The 16034-nt window shown below is 69.1% G+C and carries 17 protein-coding genes and 1 tRNA gene; 10 read left to right on the top strand and 8 right to left on the bottom strand.

Features of this window, described 5'->3' with window-relative positions; genetic code table 11:
- The first annotated feature begins 13 nt into the window (after positions 1-13).
- Positions 14-664, top strand: coding sequence for a reverse transcriptase-like protein (locus DVR07_RS11280; RefSeq protein ID WP_115797389.1), 651 nt, complete (start codon positions 14-16; stop codon positions 662-664).
- Positions 665-735: 71 nt separating this feature from the next.
- Here the strand turns inward: DVR07_RS11280 and DVR07_RS22120 are convergent, their stop codons facing one another.
- Positions 736-855 carry a C2H2-type zinc finger protein gene (locus DVR07_RS22120; protein ID WP_193570133.1) on the bottom strand — a complete coding sequence of 40 codons (120 nt, stop codon included), beginning with the start codon at positions 853-855 and terminating at the stop codon, positions 736-738.
- A gap of 92 nt (positions 856-947) precedes the next feature.
- On the opposite strand from DVR07_RS22120, the gene DVR07_RS11275 reads away from it, so the two are divergent.
- The 3 genes from DVR07_RS11275 to DVR07_RS11265 all read left to right on the top strand — a co-directional run bounded on the left by DVR07_RS11275 (position 948) and on the right by DVR07_RS11265 (position 2802).
- Entirely contained in the window at positions 948-1460 is a 513-nt protein-coding gene (locus DVR07_RS11275) for a CBS domain-containing protein (RefSeq protein ID WP_115797388.1), read from the top strand.
- 91 nt (positions 1461-1551) lie between these two features.
- Positions 1552-2484, top strand: a complete 933-nt coding sequence (locus DVR07_RS11270) for a DMT family transporter (protein WP_115797387.1) — start codon at positions 1552-1554, stop codon at positions 2482-2484.
- A 114-nt stretch (positions 2485-2598) separates the two neighbouring features.
- Positions 2599-2802 (top strand): hypothetical protein, encoded by a 204-nt coding sequence (locus DVR07_RS11265; RefSeq protein WP_115797386.1) that lies wholly within the window; start codon positions 2599-2601, stop codon positions 2800-2802.
- Positions 2803-3048: 246 nt separating this feature from the next.
- On the opposite strand, the gene DVR07_RS11260 is transcribed toward DVR07_RS11265, so the two are convergent.
- The 3 genes from DVR07_RS11260 to DVR07_RS21570 all read right to left on the bottom strand — a co-directional run bounded on the left by DVR07_RS11260 (position 3049) and on the right by DVR07_RS21570 (position 5101).
- The gene (locus tag DVR07_RS11260; protein WP_115797385.1) at positions 3049-3345 is read right to left on the bottom strand and encodes a hypothetical protein; all 297 of its coding nucleotides are present in this window, start codon (positions 3343-3345) and stop codon (positions 3049-3051) included.
- A gap of 317 nt (positions 3346-3662) precedes the next feature.
- On the bottom strand, positions 3663-4754 hold the full coding sequence (locus DVR07_RS21575; RefSeq protein ID WP_162829526.1) for a matrixin family metalloprotease: 1092 nt from the start codon (positions 4752-4754) through the stop codon (positions 3663-3665).
- Positions 4755-4951: 197 nt separating this feature from the next.
- Positions 4952-5101, bottom strand: a tRNA-Met gene (locus DVR07_RS21570).
- A 199-nt stretch (positions 5102-5300) separates the two neighbouring features.
- Between DVR07_RS21570 and DVR07_RS11245 the strand changes: the two genes are divergently transcribed.
- Entirely contained in the window at positions 5301-6629 is a 1329-nt protein-coding gene (locus tag DVR07_RS11245) for a DUF7115 domain-containing protein (protein ID WP_115797384.1), read from the top strand.
- Between the two features lie 56 nt (positions 6630-6685).
- Here DVR07_RS11245 and DVR07_RS11240 read toward each other — a convergent pair whose 3' ends face one another.
- Positions 6686-7147, bottom strand: a complete 462-nt coding sequence (locus tag DVR07_RS11240) for a DUF5830 family protein (RefSeq protein ID WP_394338817.1) — start codon at positions 7145-7147, stop codon at positions 6686-6688.
- Between the two features lie 103 nt (positions 7148-7250).
- Here DVR07_RS11240 and DVR07_RS11235 point away from each other — a divergent pair, with 103 nt between their 5' ends.
- The 5 genes from DVR07_RS11235 to DVR07_RS11215 all read left to right on the top strand — a co-directional run bounded on the left by DVR07_RS11235 (position 7251) and on the right by DVR07_RS11215 (position 10893).
- Complete coding sequence (locus DVR07_RS11235) at positions 7251-7898, top strand: TVP38/TMEM64 family protein (RefSeq protein WP_115797383.1); 648 nt, start codon at positions 7251-7253, stop codon at positions 7896-7898.
- A gap of 148 nt (positions 7899-8046) precedes the next feature.
- Complete coding sequence (locus tag DVR07_RS11230; protein ID WP_115797382.1) at positions 8047-8703, top strand: PGF-CTERM sorting domain-containing protein; 657 nt, start codon at positions 8047-8049, stop codon at positions 8701-8703.
- The gene (locus tag DVR07_RS11225; protein WP_240318875.1) at positions 8700-10280 is read left to right on the top strand and encodes a molybdopterin-dependent oxidoreductase; all 1581 of its coding nucleotides are present in this window, start codon (positions 8700-8702) and stop codon (positions 10278-10280) included. The genes DVR07_RS11230 and DVR07_RS11225 overlap by 4 nt, the downstream gene beginning before the upstream one ends.
- Before the next feature lie 37 nt (positions 10281-10317).
- Entirely contained in the window at positions 10318-10593 is a 276-nt protein-coding gene (locus DVR07_RS11220) for an ArsR/SmtB family transcription factor (RefSeq protein ID WP_115797381.1), read from the top strand.
- A gap of 12 nt (positions 10594-10605) precedes the next feature.
- A complete protein-coding gene (locus DVR07_RS11215) occupies positions 10606-10893 on the top strand; it encodes a hypothetical protein (protein WP_115797380.1) in 288 nt (95 codons plus the stop codon).
- On the opposite strand, the gene DVR07_RS22700 is transcribed toward DVR07_RS11215, so the two are convergent.
- From DVR07_RS22700 to DVR07_RS11200, 3 genes are all read right to left on the bottom strand, one after another.
- The gene (locus tag DVR07_RS22700; protein ID WP_303646390.1) at positions 10894-10983 is read right to left on the bottom strand and encodes an HVO_2523 family zinc finger protein; all 90 of its coding nucleotides are present in this window, start codon (positions 10981-10983) and stop codon (positions 10894-10896) included.
- A gap of 92 nt (positions 10984-11075) precedes the next feature.
- Positions 11076-12332, bottom strand: a complete 1257-nt coding sequence (locus DVR07_RS11205) for a hypothetical protein (protein ID WP_115797378.1) — start codon at positions 12330-12332, stop codon at positions 11076-11078.
- Between the two features lie 179 nt (positions 12333-12511).
- A complete protein-coding gene (locus DVR07_RS11200) occupies positions 12512-15724 on the bottom strand; it encodes an adenosylcobalamin-dependent ribonucleoside-diphosphate reductase (protein WP_115797377.1) in 3213 nt (1070 codons plus the stop codon).
- Positions 15725-16034 lie beyond the last annotated feature (310 nt).

The raw sequence follows: 16034 nt of genomic DNA, 5'->3' as shown, positions 1-16034 counted from the left end.
CCGAAAGTGTGGTATGGCCGTTCACGGCCGTTCCTCCCCACTTCGGGCACTGTTCGACGAATCGCCCACGCCCCACATCGCCCACCCGCCGCGGACGCACCACCGCGATTTCTACGTCGCCACCGACGGTTCCTACGACCTCCGGAGCGGCGACGGCGGACTGGGCGCCATCATCGAAACGCGCGACGGCGAGCGGGTCGCCCGCCTCTCGATTCCCGACGAGACCGTCGCCGACAACAACATCGCGGAGTACCGCGCGCTCCACCTCGGTCTCGACGTCCTGGCGGCCCGCGCGCCGTCGGGGTGTCGCGTCGGGGTCCTGGTCGACCACGACGACCTCGCCGCGAACGTCAACAGCGCGGCGCTGGCGACGCGTCGGACCGACCACACGCCCCCGCGGGAGCTGACGGTGCCGACCGCCGGCAGGAACCACTGGCGGGGCATCCGGGCCCGAATCTGTCGGTTCGGCGAACTCCGGGCCGCCGTCCTCGACAGCGGACAGAATCCCGCCCACGCGCTGGCGAACGACCCCGAGGAGTACGCCCACGTCAACCGCGAGACCGACCGGTGTCTCCTGCCCGAGCGCCCGGCGTCGAGCGAGGCCCAGATTCCGCCGCCGTCCCGGGCCGACCGCCGGGCGAGCGACTCCCGGGCCAGCGACTGACCCCGGGCCAGCGTCCGGTCGAATCGCGCCGCTCGGTCGCGGGCGCCGTCGATACCGGCGGGCCGCGCGACCTACTCCACCAGCCCCACGGCGTTCAGGTGGTCGCGGAGTTCGGTCTCCGAAGCGAACGACTCCCCGCACGCCTCGCAGACGTACCGCCCACGCTCTCCCGGATCCTCTCGGTTCCCCATGGCGGGAGGAACGGTCGGCTGCCGGGTAAGCGTTGCCCGAACCTGTCGCGCGACCGGAAACGATACGGCGCGCCGCCGCCTCGGCTTCGAACATGAACGCCCGCGACCTGATGACGACCGACGTGGAGACGGTCCACCCCGACGACGAGATCAGCGAGGTGCTGACGCGCCTCGCGCGCGCGGACTTCAACGGGTTCCCCGTGGTGGACGACGACGAGCGAGTGGTCGGCATCGTGACCCAGCACGACCTGGTCCACATCTTCCAGCCCAGCGACCGGACGCTCTGGATCCCGGTCGGCTTCCCGCCGTTCCTCGAGACGCTGGAGTACGCCATCGACCTCTCGTGGGACGACCTCGACACGGAACTCGACATGCTCAAGCACGCCGGTAAGCCGGTGCGCACCGTGATGACCGACGACGTGGTGACGGTCGAACCGGATACGGGCTTCGACGCCATCCTCGACCTGCTGGCCGACGACGAGCGCGACATCAATCGGCTGCCGGTCGTGGACGACGAGGGGCGACTCGTCGGCATCGTCGCCCGCCAGGACGTGCTCCGGGCCGTCCGCGACGAGCGTCGGACCCGGGACGAGCAGGTCTCGTAGCGCCGGTGGCCCCTCGACCCGACGGCTCCTCGAACCGGCAATCCCCGTCACCATTCGAAACGTTGACTCTCCGGCGGCGACCAGTTCGGTCGTGAGCAGATACCGGAACGTCGCGCTGTTCGTCGCCCTGGCCGCCGTCTGGGGGTCGGCGTTCATGGCCATCAAGGTCGGGCTCGAGTACTTCCCGCCGGTCCTGTTCGCCGCCATCCGGTACGACATCGCGGGCGTGCTGATGCTGGGCTACGCCGCGTACGCGACCGACCGCTGGCGGCCCCGGACCCGCGGCGAGTGGCAGCTCGTCCTCGTCGGCGCGACCCTGCTGATCGCGGGCTACCACGCCTTCCTGTTCGTCGGCGAGGGGTACGACGGCGTCACGAGCGCGGTCGCCGCGGTCGTCGTCAGCCTCAGTCCCGTCCTGACGACCGGGTTCGCCCGCGCCCTGCTGCCGAGCGAGCGCCTGACGCCGGCGGGCGTCGCGGGGCTCCTGCTCGGGCTGGTCGGGGTCGTAGTCCTCAGCAACCCGGACCCGAACAACCTCGTCACCTCGAGCATGGTCGGCAAGGGGCTGGTGTTCGCCGCCGCGGCGTCGTTCGCGCTCGGCAGCGTCCTGACCCGACGCATCGACGCCGAGCTCCCCATCGAGACGATGGAGGCGTGGTCGATGGTGCTGGGCGCGGTCCTGATGCACGTCGCCAGCGTCGCCCGGCCGAGCGAGTCGCTGGCCATGGTCCGGTGGACGCCCGAGGCCCTCTGGGCGCTGGCGTACCTCTCCATCGCGGCGAGCGCGCTCGGGTTCCTGGTCTACTTCGACCTGCTCGACCGGCTCGGCCCCATCGAGATCAACCTCGTCTCGTACGTCGCGCCGGTGTTCGCGGCGGTCTCGGGCTGGTGGTTCCTCGGCGAGGGCATCGACCTGACGACCGTCGCTGGCTTCCTCGTCATCTTCGCCGGGTTCTGCCTCCTGAAGCGCGACGCGCTGGCCCGGGAGCTCCCGAAGCTCAGGGCCGCCGTGACCCGGCAGTGATCGGCGACCCTCGTCCTCTGCCTCGGTGACGACGCGGCGGTCCGGTCGATGACGCGAACCCGGGGCGGCTGCGCTCCACAAGGACTTTAACACCCCGCCGAATGGGACCGAGCAATGACCGAACGGGGGACACAGTACGCCGAGGTCGCGTCCGGACCCGAGCGGTCGCGGGCCGCCACCGCGCTGTTCGTCGTCGGACTGGTCGCGGTTGTCGCCAACAGCGCGCTCTACTTCTTCGGCGTCGAGTCGGTGTCCCACCCGACCGTCTCGGTGCTCGCGCTGGGCCTGCTGGTGCCGCTGTACCTCAAAGAGCGGTAGCGACGGACCGCTCCACTGCGGCGAACCACCACTGTTCCAGGGATTCCCCGAGGGCGGAGTGCGAAGGGGTCGAACGAGTGGACCGAGGATGACGGTCGAGTAGTTAGACGATCTGTGGAACGGTAGTCGAGAGAGGAGAAGCGTTGGACAGGGGAGGAGCCGGACGAGAGAGCAGCGGTGAGGTTCGCGGGGACCGGCGGCGGGGACCCAGGGGCGAGGACAGCGAGTGGGAGGGCCGAAGCGGTGCTACTCCTGCTTGTGACCGTGGCCGGCGAGGAAGGCCGCGAGGTTCAGGACGATGAGGCCGACGAACGTCAGCAGTTCGCCCTGGGTCGAGATGCCGGACAGCAGGAGCGGCAGGTAGAGGAACGGGAGGGCGATCGCCGACCAGAAGCCGACCACCTCGAGCGGGGTCGTGAGTGCGTGCTTCCGGTAGCGGTCGTACAGCGCGGCGAGTCGCTGCCTCCCGCCGGTCGCCTCGCCGGCGTCCGCGGGGGAGCCGATGGCGGAGTTGTTCTCGTTCTGGAGGGTGGATTCGGGCATGGGCGGTTCGACCTCGACGTATCATTCCACCGGGAGGGTCATATAACGCCGAGAGTGTTAGCGCGATTTCATCACAGTTCACCCGCGAACGCGCAAAAACGAGTGAGAACGGTACGTTTCAAAAACGTCTCTGACGCCCGCATAAAATTTAGAACCGTCTCTGTGCGTTTTTCTCGATTCGTATTTTCGCTCAGAAATGGGACGATACTCGGGACCGGACCGATGGTAATCAGGCGTTGTCTAGGCGACGTCGGGCGGCGTCGAAGGGACCGCCTGACCGGACGTGTCAGCGGTCGACCACCGGGTGCCGAGCCGGGCTATCCGTCGCTCTCCCACCAGTCGTCGCGGCGGTCGCGGTAGGTCGCGTCTCGAAACGGCGACGGACGCTCGTCCTCGGTGAGCCCCAGCGCCTCGGTCAGCCAGTATCCGACGTGCCAGCCGACCGCGTCGTCGTCGACGCCCCGGAGCCGAATCGTCCAGTCCGAGTAGTACTCGAAGGCGGCGTCCGCGTCGGTGTTGTACCCCCACGACGTCCCGCAGGACCCCTCGTCAGTCTCCTCGCCGTAGCAGTCGAAGGCGTCGTCGTGGAACGCGATTCGGATGTCCGCGTTCGTCCGGTTCTCGGTCCGGACGAACGTGACGTTCTCCGGGACGCTGCCCTCGGCGCCGGTCTCGAAGTAGCGCAGCGCGTGTCCGATCTGGGCGTCCACCTCGTCGCGCGAACCCGACGAGACGTTGCTCGCGTCGACGTGGACCGACAGCGTCGGGTCGGCCCACGGGACCGGTCGCTCGGTCGCGTTCGGCCGGGCGAGGTGCCGGTACCGGCTGAGCGCCCGCATCGTCGGCATCGGCTCCTCGCCGTGTTCGATGCCGAGGACGTGGCCGAACTCGTGTCTCATGATCTGGAGGGTCGATTCGTTCGAGTAGCTCGCGACGATCCGGACGGTCTCGAACGGGTCAGCGGTCGTTCCCGACTCCAGCACGGGCGCGCATCCGACGGAACGGTTGCTCCGCTCGTGACCGCACTCGGCGATCCGGTGGACGTACTCCAGGTGGATGTCGGCGTCAGCACCCTCGGTGAGCTCGAACCGCACCGCGTAGTCGCCGTACCGGGCGGCGTTCTCGTTCCAGTACTCCAGGGTTCGTTCGACGAGCGGCGCGACGTGCCGCGACTCGTTCGCGTAGTTGTAGACCGCGACGGTGACCGTCCTCTTCCCCCAGGGATTGCCCGACGAGGGAGTCCCCGGTGGGGTCGACGGTGGACGGGTGGTCGTCGTCACGGTCGGTGTTCCGCCGGTCGTCGCCGGGACCGTCGTCTCGGCGTCCGCCGTCGATGTCGACGTCGCCGGTGCGGGAGGCGACGTGGTCGTCGGTTCGGCGGTAGTCGTCCCGGGTCGCTCTTGGACCATCCCAGAACACCCCGCCAATGCGACCAGAAGAACGGCGAGCACTGCTCCAGAATTCCTCATGTCGTAGCGTAGCGTGAAGAGTGAGACAGCATAAAAATAGGCATCTCCGACGGTGACCTCTTCGCGCGTTCCGACACGCCGTCGTCGATACTCGGCGGGGATTCGACGTCGGAATGACCGCGACAGAAACGGACGGATGCCCGGGGAGGGCTCCGAACCCTCGATCTCCGCATGACCCAGGTACGAGGCTCGGCGGGCCTCACGGGCATGGGAGGCTTCCAAGGCCTGAGCACCGAATCTCAGTAACCCTATGAGTGCGGCGCTATGTCCAGCTAAGCCACCCGGGCTCAGTCTTGGGTAGGCGGGTGCTGCTCTTTAAAGTTCTCATCTCCCGCCGGTTCGGGACTCCGGCGCACGGCGATTTCCGCGCCGATCGACCCGGCGGATTCGACCGCTGAGGGGCCGTAATCGGTCCATCTCGCGGAGACGAAACCGCCCCGGTACTCACCCGGCGGATTTAAGCCGGGGGGCTAATCATACGTCTGCATGGACGTTCCCGGAATCGTGCAGTCCCAGCTCGACGGCGAACAGGTCGCGGCCCACGTCTCGCTCGGCAGCGAGGACGGCCTCTACGTCACCCGGACCCGGACGCTCATCTACCACGCCGACGGGCTGCTGAGCGACGAGTCGGTCGAGGAGTACCCCCACGAGGCCGAACGCATCGAGATCTCGGAGGGGCGCCGCAAGTCGGCGGTCGAGCTCGACTACGGCATCGACGGCGAGGCGAAGTTCAAGGTACCGAGCAACCGGCTGTACGAGGCGCTCCACCCCGTGCTGGCGGGCGTGCTCAACGCCGCCGGCGTGACCGGCCCCGACGAGACGGTCAAGCAGACCTACCAGTTCAGCGAGCTCACGCTGGTCATCACCAGCGACCGCGTCGTCAAGCACGTCGGCGCCGCGGTCTGGGACGAGGACTACGAGGAGTTCCACTTCGACGACGTGACCGCCCTCGACGTCGAGGAGGGGAGCGTCTCCTCCCAGATCATCATCGAGAGCGACGGCCGGCCACAGCGCATCAAGACCCCGAGCGACCAGACCCGCGAGGTCCGCGAACGCATCGAGCGCGCGCTGCTCGACCACCACGGCCTGAGTTCCTACGAGGAGTTCGCCCGCCAGCACGCCGACCCCGAGGACCACGCCGAGGCCGAGCGCGACCCCGACGAGGCGACCGAGCCCGCCAACGAGAACGACCCGCTGGCCGGCGGCGGCGTCGACCCCATCGACGCCAACCCGCCGGAGCTCGACGAGGACGGCGCCATCATCGAGGAGGAGACCAGCGTGACCACCGGCGAGCGCGGCGACGCCGAGCGCTCGACCGCCGGCGAACAGTCGGCCGCCGCCGAGTCGGGCGATGCGACGGCGCAGGCCGCCGCCGCGACCGCGGGTGCGACCGAGGAGACCGCGAACGACGGGACGAACTCGACGAGCGTCGCGACGACCGAAGCCGGCGCGAGCGACGCCGCTGCGACTGACGACGCGTCGGCCGATGCTGCGGCGACCGATGACGAACCCGCCGACACGTCGGCGGGCGACGACGCCGAGCGGTCCGCCGACGCGGACGAGGCGCCCCTGACCGCCGGAGACGCCGGGTCCGTCGACGCCGGAGAGGACGCTGGGAGCGCGACCGACAAGTCGGCCTCGTCGAGCGGCTTCGCCGACTCGGGCTTCGAGCCCGCGAGCTCGTCGGTCGAGACCGACGACACCGACGAGCAGCTCGCCGCGCTGACCGAGGCGGTCGAGCGCCAGAACGAGCTGCTGGCCGAGCAGCAGCGCACGCTCGAACAGCTCATCGAGGAACTGAGCCGCGGTCGCTGAACTCCCGTCCGGTCGCCGGCGGGCACACCCCGGACGTTCGCTTTCTGTTCTCTCAGTCAGTCCCGCCCCGTGACCTTCCGGATGCACTCGGGACCGAACGCGCCGTGTTCGCCGGCGTCGAGTTTTATGAAGTAGCCCGTCGAGATGCTCGCGCCGCAGCGCCGACACGAGAACTCGCCCTCCTTCGTGACGACCTCGCTCTGAAAGCTGACGTAGCCCCCGCCGGTCGTCTTCACGATGCCGTCCTCGCGCTCGATGACGCCGCGCTTCTCGGCCTCGTCGAGGATCTTCCGGGTGGTCGCGGGATGGGTGGTGACGGTCTCGATCCGGTCGACCGCCTCGGCGACCGACAGCTCCGGGTGTTCGAGCTTCGAGAGGAGTTCGACGCCCAGCTCGACGGGGTCGGGGTCCGAGCCGGTGTCGGCCCCCTCGCGGTCGCCCCCCGCCCTGGCAGCGGAGCGCCCACCTCCGGAGTCGCCGGCGCGACCCCCGTTCGCCGGGTCCTCGTCGTCGGCCATCACTCCCGATTCGCCCGCGAGCCGGATTAAACCTTGCGCGAAGCGGCCCGGACCGCCGTCGCGACCCAAAAAGCAGTTACCTGCCGGACCGAAACCCCCGGCGATGACCGCGTTCGTCCGCCGGCAGGCCGTCGGCCTCGCCCTCCTCGCCGCCGTCGCGGCCGCGAGCCTCCTCGCCGGGCCGGAGTACCTCCTCGGGACCGCCCGGGGGCTCGCAGACCGGCCGGTCGCCTTCGGCGCGCTCCTGTTCGGCGTCTATCTCGTCCGCCCGCTGTTCGCGTGGCCCACCACGCTGGTCGCCATCCTGGCGGGGTACGCTTACGGCCCGGTCGTCGGCTTTCCCGTCGCGCTCGCGGGGACGACCGGGAGCGCGCTCCTCCCCTTCCTCGCCGCGCGCTACGTCGGTGCGGGGTCGGGGCTGGTCGGGCGCCTCGGTGACTCCGGCGAGCGGTTCTTCGCCGCAACCGGCGACCTCCGCGGGATGGTTGCCTCCCGACTGGCGCCCGCGCCCTCCGACCCCGTCTCGGCCGCGGCTGGCCTCTCTGGCGTCTCGACCGGCGCGTTCGTCGCCGGGACCGCGGTCGGCGAGGTGCCGTGGACCGTTGCGGCCGTCCTGGCCGGCGGGTCGCTCGACCGGCTCTCGACCGCGGGCCTGAGCGCCGTCGGGTGGGAACTCATCGCCGCGGCGGGCGCGGTGGCGGTGGCGCTACTCGCCGGGCCGGCCTACCGGGCCGCGTCCGCCCGGCGGTAGCGACGCGGTGAGTGCCGCACCGATACGACGCCGACCGCCCGCGGCGGTCGCACTCGGAACGAAATTGGAAGAGAGTCTCACCCGACTCCTCACGAAGTGGGCGAGAGTCCGAAAAATTCCTTTTAGGGTGGCTGTCGCCGGTAGAACCATGCGTTTCGCAACTCCGATCGCGGTGGCGCTGGTCGTGCTGACGGCCGGCGTCGCTCCGGTGGCGGCCCAGACGACGACCGAGTGCGCCACGACGACCAGTGACGGAACGATGGGCGACGAGACGACCGCGCAGATGATGAACGAGACGACCCAGATGATGGGCGACGACTCGATGGCCAACGAGTCCACGGGGAACGAGTCGATGGGCGAGATGGCGAACGAGACTACCGAGTCCATGGCGGACGACTCGATGAACAACGAGTCGGGCGAGATGATGGGCAACGAGTCGATGAGCGAAACGACCGAGTCGATGGAGAACGAATCCATGGGGAACGACTCGATGGCGGAGACCACCGAGATGATGGGCGACGAATCGATGAACGGGACGACCGACTCGATGGCCTCCGAGACGACCACCTGCGCGTCCGGGTCGATGGCCGACGGGTCGATGAGCGGTGACTCGATGAACGACACCACAAGCGAGATGGGCGACGGCTCGATGGACGAGACGACCGAGCAGGGCATGGACGACTCGATGAACGACGGCACGGCCACGCCCGACGACGGGTCGAGCGCGTTCGTGCCCGGGTTCGGCGTCGGCGCGGCGGTCGTCGCGCTCGCGGCGGCGCTGTTCGTCGCGCGGAGGCGACCGTGACCGGCGACCCTGGTTCGGGCGACGCGTCCCGCGTGCGGAGCCTGCTCTCGTCCGGCGTCGTCGCGGTCGCGGCCGGCGTCGCGGCGGTCGGCGGGTCGTACGCGGCGGTGGGTCGGACGCCGGCGTTCGTCGCCGCACCGGTCGCCGACCTCGTCGTCGCGTCGACCCCCGACGCGGTAATCACGTGGTCGATACAGACGCTCGGCGACCTCGGCCACCAGCTCGGCTTCCTGCTGGCGCTCGCGCTCGCGGTCGGGCTGTTCGCGGCGACGGCCGCGGCCGGGGCCGCGCTGGCAGACCGGTTCGCGGTCCCGGCGTGGCCGGTCGCCGGCGTCGGCTGCGTCGCCGCTGCGGTGGCGCTGGTCGGGGCAGCGACCTCCGCGCTCGCGGCCGGCGCGGGCGCGGGGCTCGTCGTCGGCATCGCCTCGGTCGGCCTCGGCCCGAGCCGCGGTGACGCCGCCGCACCGACCGTCGCCCGGCGGCGCGTCCTCCGGGCGATGGCGGGCGCGTTCGCGGTCGGCGGCGTCGGCGCGGTCCTCGGCTCCGGCAAGGGAGGCGAGGTGCCCGCCCCGGCCGACGACGGCGAGGTCGCGGCCGACGTCGACTCGCTGCTCGGCGAGGCGGCGTCGCGCTCGCTCGACGTCGAGGGCATCGAACCGCTCGTGAGCGAGCAGTTCTACCAGGTCGACATCAACAGCGTCGACCCGACGGTCGACCGCGAGGAGTGGACGCTCGGCGTGACCGGCGCGGTCGAGGAGGAGACCGAGTTCGACTTCGAGCAGATCGCCGGTATGTCCGACTCGGTCGAGCACCGGTTCGTCACCCTCCGGTGCGTCGGCGAGGGGCTGAACGGCAAGAAGATGGACACTGCGCTCTGGACCGGCGTGCCCGTGATGGACCTGCTCGAGTCGGCTGGTATCGACGCCTCTGGCAACTGCTGCGTGATGCTGCGGGCCGCGGACGACTACTTCGAGGAGTTCCCGCTGTCGGCCCTCCGGAACGGCTTCCTGGCCTTCGAGATGAACGGCCGGCCACTCCCCCGCGGTCACGGCTACCCGGTGCGCGCGCTGATTCCGGGCCACTGGGGCGAGATCAACGTCAAGTGGCTCACCGAGATCGAGGTGCTCGAGGAGGAGATGGATGGCTACTGGGAACGGCGCGGCTGGCACGGCATCGGCCCGGTCAACACCGTCGCGAAGCTCCACGCCGTCAACCACCGCGACGACGGGTCGATACAGGTGGGCGGCCACGCCTACGCCGGCACCCGAGGGATACGGACAGTCGAGATTTCGACCGACGGCGGCGACTCGTGGGACGAGGCGACCCTCTCGGACCCGCTCCCGGCCGGCGCCGGACGGAAGGACTCGGCAGGCGGCGCGTCAGGGACCGAGTCCGGTCCCCGACTGCAGTCCGCCGAGGACGCGTGGCGCCAGTGGGAGTACACCTACGAAGCTTCCGACCCCCATCAGGTCGTCGTCCGGGCGACCGACGGCGAGGGGAACCTCCAGCCCAAGAAACAGCGCGACGCCTTCCCGAGCGGGCCGACCGGCTGGGTATCGCGGCGAATCGAGCCGTAGCTATAAGGTCCGTGGTTGAGAATCGAGGGGCAGCGCGATGGACAAGGCGCTCTGGTACCTGCTCACGGCGACCCGCGGCGGGGAGAACCGCGCGCGGCTCATCCGCGCGCTTTCCGAGCGCCCACGCAACGCCAACCAGCTCGCCGACGAGCTCGACGTCCGGTACAAGACGGTCCGCCACCACCTCGACGTGCTGGAGGACCACGGCGTGGTCGAGCCCGGCGACAACGAGTACGGGAAGCTCTACTTCCTCACCGACCGATTCGAGCAGCACCGCGAGGCGTTCGAGGAGATCACGGAGCACATCGAATGAGAGGGACATAGCATGAGCACGATACAACTCGCAAGCGGAATCGCGGTCGTGAACATCCTCCTGCTCGGTCTGCTCACGACCGTGTGGGTCCGCAACTACCGGAAGTTCCGCTCGTCGCTGCTGCTCGGCCTCGTCGCCTTCGGCGGCGTCATGCTCGTCGAGAACGTGGTCGCGCTCTACTTCTTCTTCAGCATGAAGATGCTCTACTCGGGCGATCCGACCGTCCAGCAGGCCGTGCTCGTGCTCCGGACGCTCCAGCTGGTCGCGGTCGGGTTCCTGACCTGGGTCACGATGAAGTAGTCAGTAGAAGGTGTCGGCGCAGTCCATGATCACGCCGTGGTTCGGACAGACGTACTTGCAGTGGCGGTGGTACATCGGCTCCTCGCACATCGGACACGGGCGGCCGCCCGGCTCGGTCTCGTCCGGTCGGACGTCGGACCGCGCGTCCTCGCTCATGGGGCACAGTCGCTCGGCGAAGGCCATCACTGTTTCCCTAATCCGGCGCGGGCCAGCAGGTAGCCGCCCCGGAGCCAGAGCGCGGCGGCGACGACCACCACCACGAGGTGGAGCTCCGACACCCAGTACGGGAGCGCGACGACGTGCCGGGCGCCCGCGAGCAGCGTCGAGAGCACCGGAACCTCCTCGTCGGACGCACCGACCTCGGCCAGGCTCCCGTTCCCGTAGGCCGACACCGACCCGGCCGACGGTTCGCCGTAGGGCTCGCGGTCGGCCTCGTAGGGCAGCGACGGGACGGTGTAGCTCGCAATCAGGCTCCCGTTCCGGTCCACCTCGACCACCCGGTTGTTCCGGCTGTCCGTGATGAGGGTGTTGCCGTTGGGCAGCCGGTCGGCGTCCCGCGGCCAGTCGAGCGGAATCCCCCCGACCTCGCCGATCGACCACGCCACCGCCCACTCGCCGGTGGCGTCGTCGCGGTGGAGCTCGACCGCGCGGTGGTTCTCGGAGTCGGCGACCAGGACCGCGCCGTCGCCGAGCCAGTGGGGGTTGTGCTGCCTGTTCAGCACGGACGGGTCGCCGTCCTCGTTGACCACCTCGACGACGCCCGCTCCGCGCTCGACGACGAGGAGCTGGTTCCTGTTCCGGATGGAGACGAGGTAGCGGCCCTCCCCGATGCGGTCGACGTCGTTGAGGTGGAGCCAGTCGGCGGTCGTGGGGTCGGCCGGGCCCTCGTAGTAGTCGCTGGCGTTCCACGTCCAGACGCGCTCGCGGGTCTCGGGGTCCAGCACGAAGATGCTCTCGTACTCCATGTCGGCGATCAGGACGTTGCCCGACGGCAGCATCTCGGCGTCGTGGACCTCGCTGTCCTCGCGGGTCCGGACCGGGTAGCTCCACTCCCAGGCGACGTGGACGAACGGGTCGTGCTCGATGATGCGGACGCCGGTCCGCTTGCAGGGCGGCTCGTAGGGGCCGCAGTTCCGGTAGTCGCCCGCGGCGAACGACGCCAGCACCGACCCGTTGTCGAGCCGCTGGACGCTCTGGTAGCTGATGATGTTGCCGATTGCCCACCGCAGGTCTCCGTGGCCCCCGAGCGCGGTCACGTTGCCGTTCGGACCCGGCCCCTGGACCCCGACCAGCAGCGCGTCCTCCGGGTCGACGGCGTCCGAGACGGTGTCGGTGTCGGGCGCGAACGCCCAGCTCGCGCCGAACGCCGCGACAAGGACGACCAGCCCGGCCGCCACGAACGCGACGCCCCGGACGCCGGGGCTCCTCAGCCCCCGCATCGGCGCGGCTCCCCTGCCGGTGATTCGGTCGTCACCCGCCGGACGGTCCCCTCGAACGTCCCGGCCCCTCCATTCGGACCCATAGCCGGAGAGGCTATGGCATCGGTTCACGTAATCCCTCCGGCCGTCGAACGAAAAGCTGCAGAAAGAGACGGCGTTAGACCGACCTTACGCCCGGTTCAGCACTCCGACCAGCCGCAGGACTCGCAGGTCTTGCAGCCCTCGGAGTAGTACAACGACAGCGACCCGCAGCTGGGACACTCGGGGCTCTCGCCCGACTCGATGATGTCCTGCTGGTCGGCCGCTCTGCTGTCCGCGGTCCCGCTCATGTCGGGTCCGGCGTCGGCCGGCGTTCCCGCCGAGTCGGCCGGCGTTCCCGCCGAGTCGGCCGGCGCCTGCGAACTGTCGGCTCGTGCGCCGCCGTCGGTCTCGCGGTTCGGGTCGTCCTCGATCTCCTCCTCGACCTCGGTGAGGTTCTTCTGCTCGGGGTAGGGCTTGTCGATCTCGTCGTCGAGGTAGCGCCGCATCGCCACGCCGACGGCGTCCGGGATGGAGTTTATCTGCTCGCCCTTGTCCCAGGCGACCTTCGGGCTCCGGATGCCCTGGAGGTCCTCGGCGATCTCGCGCGGGTCGACGCCCGACCGCAGCGCGTAGCTGATGACCTTCGCCAGCGCGTCGGTGAAGGAGTTGGTGAAGCCGCCGGAGTTGCCGATGGTGATGAACAGCTCGAACGGCTCGCCGTCCTCGTCCTCGTTGATGTTGACGTACATCTTGCCGTAGCCGGTGTCGATGCGCTGGGTCACGCCGTGGAGCACGTCGGGACGGGGGCGCTCGCGGGCGTACGCCCCGCCCGTGCCGCCGCCCTCACCGGACGCGGCGTCGACCGACCCGAGCAGCGACTCGACCTCGCGGTCGAGCGCGGCCCGCACGTCCTCGTTGTCGAGGAAGCCCTCGATGCCGCCGAAGACCTCCTCGATCTGCTCGACCAGCGCGGCCGCGGCCTCGGACTCGTCGGCGAACTCCTTGTTCTCGGCGCGGGTGGTGAGCACCTGCTTGCTGCGGGTGCCGTCGCGGTAGACGGTCACGCCCTTGCCGCCGTTGTCGTAGATGTACTCGTAGACCTCGCGCATGTCCTCCTTGCTGGCGTCGTTCGGGAAGTTGCAGGTCTTCGAGATGGCCGAGTCGACGCCCTCCTGGCAGGCGCACTGGACCGCGGCGTGCTCCTTGCCCGTGAGGTCGGCGGTGACGACGAACAGCTCGCCGATGGCGTCCGGGACGGTGTCGAGTCCCTCGACGCCGTCGAACTCGTTGTTGGCCATCTGCTCCTGGGCCTCCTGCTTGACCGCCTCGACGTCGATGTCGTTGTCCTCCAGCACGCGGAGGAAGTAGTCGTCGAACTCCACGAGCATCTCGTCGCCCTGGACGTCGTCGGAGACGTTCTTGTAGTAGGCGACGTTGTAGATGGGCTCGCAGCCGCCCGTGGTGTTGCCGACCATCGAGGTGGTGCCGGTCGGCGCGATGGTGGTGGTGTTGTGGTTGCGGATCGGGAAGCCGTCGGCCCACTCGTCGGCGTCGAGGCCGGTCTGCTTCTCGAACCACTCGCGGTACTCGGTGGGGTTCGCGTACTTCGAGTTGTCCCACTCGGCGAACGAGTCGCGCTCCTCGGCGAGCTCGTGGGAGGTCCACTTGCTCTCGTGGTTGATGTACCGCATCAGCTGGCGGGCGATCTCGTTGCCGGCCTCGCTGCCGTACTCGACGCCGAGCTGGACGTAGAGCTGGGCCAGCCCCATGACGCCGAGCCCGATCTTGCGCATCTCCCGGACCTTCTGCTCGATCTTGTCGACCGGGAAGTCCGACATCGTGACGACGTTCTCGAGGAACCGGGTGCCGTACTCGATGCGGTGGTCGAACTCGTCCCACGCCATCGCGTCGGAGAGGAAGGCGTCGACCGCCTCCTCGAAGTCGTCGTACTCGTCGCCGTGCTCGTCGTACCAGACCCGCCAGTCGGGGGTCTCGGTGTCGGCCAGCGTCGAGAGGTTGATGTGGCCGAGGTTGCAGGCCTCGTACTCCTCGAGGGGCTGCTCGCCGCACGGGTTGGTCGCGAGGATGCGGTGGTCGGGATGCTCCTCGACGTCGAACGAGTGCTCCTTGTTGACTCGCTCGAGGTAGATGACGCCGGGTTCGCCGTTCTCGTGGGCGCCGTCGACGATGCGGTCCCAGACGAGTTCGGCCGGGACCGACAGCTCCTCGCCGACCTCGACGTGCTCGCCGAGGCCGAACATCTCGTAGAGCTCCTTCGTGTGTTCGGTGGCGACGTGGGGCTCGCCGGTCCGCGGGTTCGTGAAGGTGAACTCCTCGCCGTTCTTGACCGCCTCCATGAAGTCGTCGGTGACGCCGACCGAGATGTTGAAGTTCGAGAGGTGGCCCTCGGCGGCGTTCCGGAGGTGCTTGGGCACCCGGCCGTCCTCGTCGATGAGCTCGCGGGCCTCCTCCAAGGCCTCGACGAAGGAGTTGTGGGTGTAGTCGTCGGGGTCGTTGAGCCGGAGGGTCCGCGCGAGGCTCACGTCCTTGTTCTTGGCGTGGATGAACTGGATGACGTCCGGGTGGGAGACCCGCATCACGCCCATCTGGGCGCCTCGGCGCGCGCCGCCCTGCGCGATGGTCTCGCACATCTGGTCGTACGTCCGCATGAACGTGATGGGGCCCGAAGCGATGCCGCCCGTGCTCCCGACGGCGTCGCCGTAGGGGCGGAGCCGCCAGAAGGCGTAGCCCATCCCGCCGCCGCTCTGGAAGACCTGGGCGGCCTCCTTGGCGGTCTGGTGGATGTCGTCGATGTCGTCGTCGGGGGAGTCGACGAAGCAGGCCGACAGCTGCTGGAGCTCGTCGCCCGCGTTCATCAGCGTGGGTGAGTTCGGCATGAACGAGAGGTCCTCCATCAGCGTCTGGAACTCCTCGCGCACCTCCTCGACGTGCTCGCGGATGTCGTCGGGGAGCTCCGGCACGACCGTCTCGTACGCGAACTTGTTGACGTTGTAGACCGAGAGTGTCGTCTCGGCGTCGTCGTCGGCGGCGGTGCCGGCGCCGAACACCTCCTCGGCGAGCTCGTCGCGCCGGGGGTGGTCGGGCTTGAGCTGGCCGGGCGTGACCGCGACCTCCTCGTCGCGCTTCTCGGCCTCGTAGACGGCCTCGGCCAGCGCGATGTTCTCGGCGACGCGGGGGAAGAGGTCCTCCTGCTCCTCGATGAGATTGCCGTCGGCGTTCTTCCGGAGGTAGCGCGCCGGCAGGATGTTGTGGTAGGCGTTGCCGGTGAGTCGCTCCTCGAGCGTCTCCCCTTCGGTTCGCTTGATCGGCAGCGTGATCTCGTCGGCCGTGAGTTCGCCCGCACCGCTCATGGTCGGGTCACCTCGGCGGTCTGTCCGTCGATTTCCGCTCCTACTGGTGGCGTCGTCTGATTCATTCGTGACGGCGATTGCATTCTGAAGCCTCCTAAATAAGCATTTCTTTCACTACTTCAAATCAATTTGCATTGCGATGCCTCTGTCGGAAATGAGTCTTGCCGTACCCCGGACTCCCACGGGCCGGATTCGGGGCTGTTCGTAGTCGCTCATAGGTAGTATCCGGTCCCTAATAAGAGTATGCAGACCGGAGCGAAAGTAGTCAGGTAACCGGACGGGTATTTTAGTAGGAACGACGTAACTCCGC

The organism is Halorussus rarus (genome assembly GCF_003369835.1).
Lineage (GTDB): Archaea > Halobacteriota > Halobacteria > Halobacteriales > Haladaptataceae > Halorussus > Halorussus rarus.
Note: the sequence above shows the minus strand (reverse complement) of the source record. Positions and strands in the feature narration are given on the sequence as shown.

Excerpts from the sequence above, each read along its gene's own strand:
- DVR07_RS11260 (WP_115797385.1), bottom strand. The coding sequence starts at position 3,345 with ATGCCCGAATCCACCCTCCAGAACGAGAACAACTCCGCCATCGGCTCC.
- DVR07_RS11240 (WP_394338817.1), bottom strand. The coding sequence starts at position 7,147 with ATGGCCGACGACGAGGACCCGGCGAACGGGGGTCGCGCCGGCGACTCC.
- DVR07_RS22120 (WP_193570133.1), bottom strand. The coding sequence starts at position 855 with ATGGGGAACCGAGAGGATCCGGGAGAGCGTGGGCGGTACGTCTGCGAG.
- DVR07_RS11205 (WP_115797378.1), bottom strand. The coding sequence starts at position 12,332 with ATGCGGGGGCTGAGGAGCCCCGGCGTCCGGGGCGTCGCGTTCGTGGCG.
- DVR07_RS22700 (WP_303646390.1), bottom strand. The coding sequence starts at position 10,983 with ATGTGCGAGGAGCCGATGTACCACCGCCACTGCAAGTACGTCTGTCCG.
- DVR07_RS11265 (WP_115797386.1), top strand. The coding sequence starts at position 2,599 with ATGACCGAACGGGGGACACAGTACGCCGAGGTCGCGTCCGGACCCGAG.
- DVR07_RS11220 (WP_115797381.1), top strand. The coding sequence starts at position 10,318 with ATGGACAAGGCGCTCTGGTACCTGCTCACGGCGACCCGCGGCGGGGAG.
- DVR07_RS11235 (WP_115797383.1), top strand. The coding sequence starts at position 7,251 with ATGACCGCGTTCGTCCGCCGGCAGGCCGTCGGCCTCGCCCTCCTCGCC.
- DVR07_RS11245 (WP_115797384.1), top strand. The coding sequence starts at position 5,301 with ATGGACGTTCCCGGAATCGTGCAGTCCCAGCTCGACGGCGAACAGGTC.
- DVR07_RS21575 (WP_162829526.1), bottom strand. The coding sequence starts at position 4,754 with ATGGTCCAAGAGCGACCCGGGACGACTACCGCCGAACCGACGACCACG.
- DVR07_RS11275 (WP_115797388.1), top strand. The coding sequence starts at position 948 with ATGAACGCCCGCGACCTGATGACGACCGACGTGGAGACGGTCCACCCC.
- DVR07_RS11215 (WP_115797380.1), top strand. The coding sequence starts at position 10,606 with ATGAGCACGATACAACTCGCAAGCGGAATCGCGGTCGTGAACATCCTC.
- DVR07_RS11280 (WP_115797389.1), top strand. The coding sequence starts at position 14 with ATGGCCGTTCACGGCCGTTCCTCCCCACTTCGGGCACTGTTCGACGAA.
- DVR07_RS11200 (WP_115797377.1), bottom strand. The coding sequence starts at position 15,724 with ATGAGCGGTGCGGGCGAACTCACGGCCGACGAGATCACGCTGCCGATC.
- DVR07_RS11230 (WP_115797382.1), top strand. The coding sequence starts at position 8,047 with ATGCGTTTCGCAACTCCGATCGCGGTGGCGCTGGTCGTGCTGACGGCC.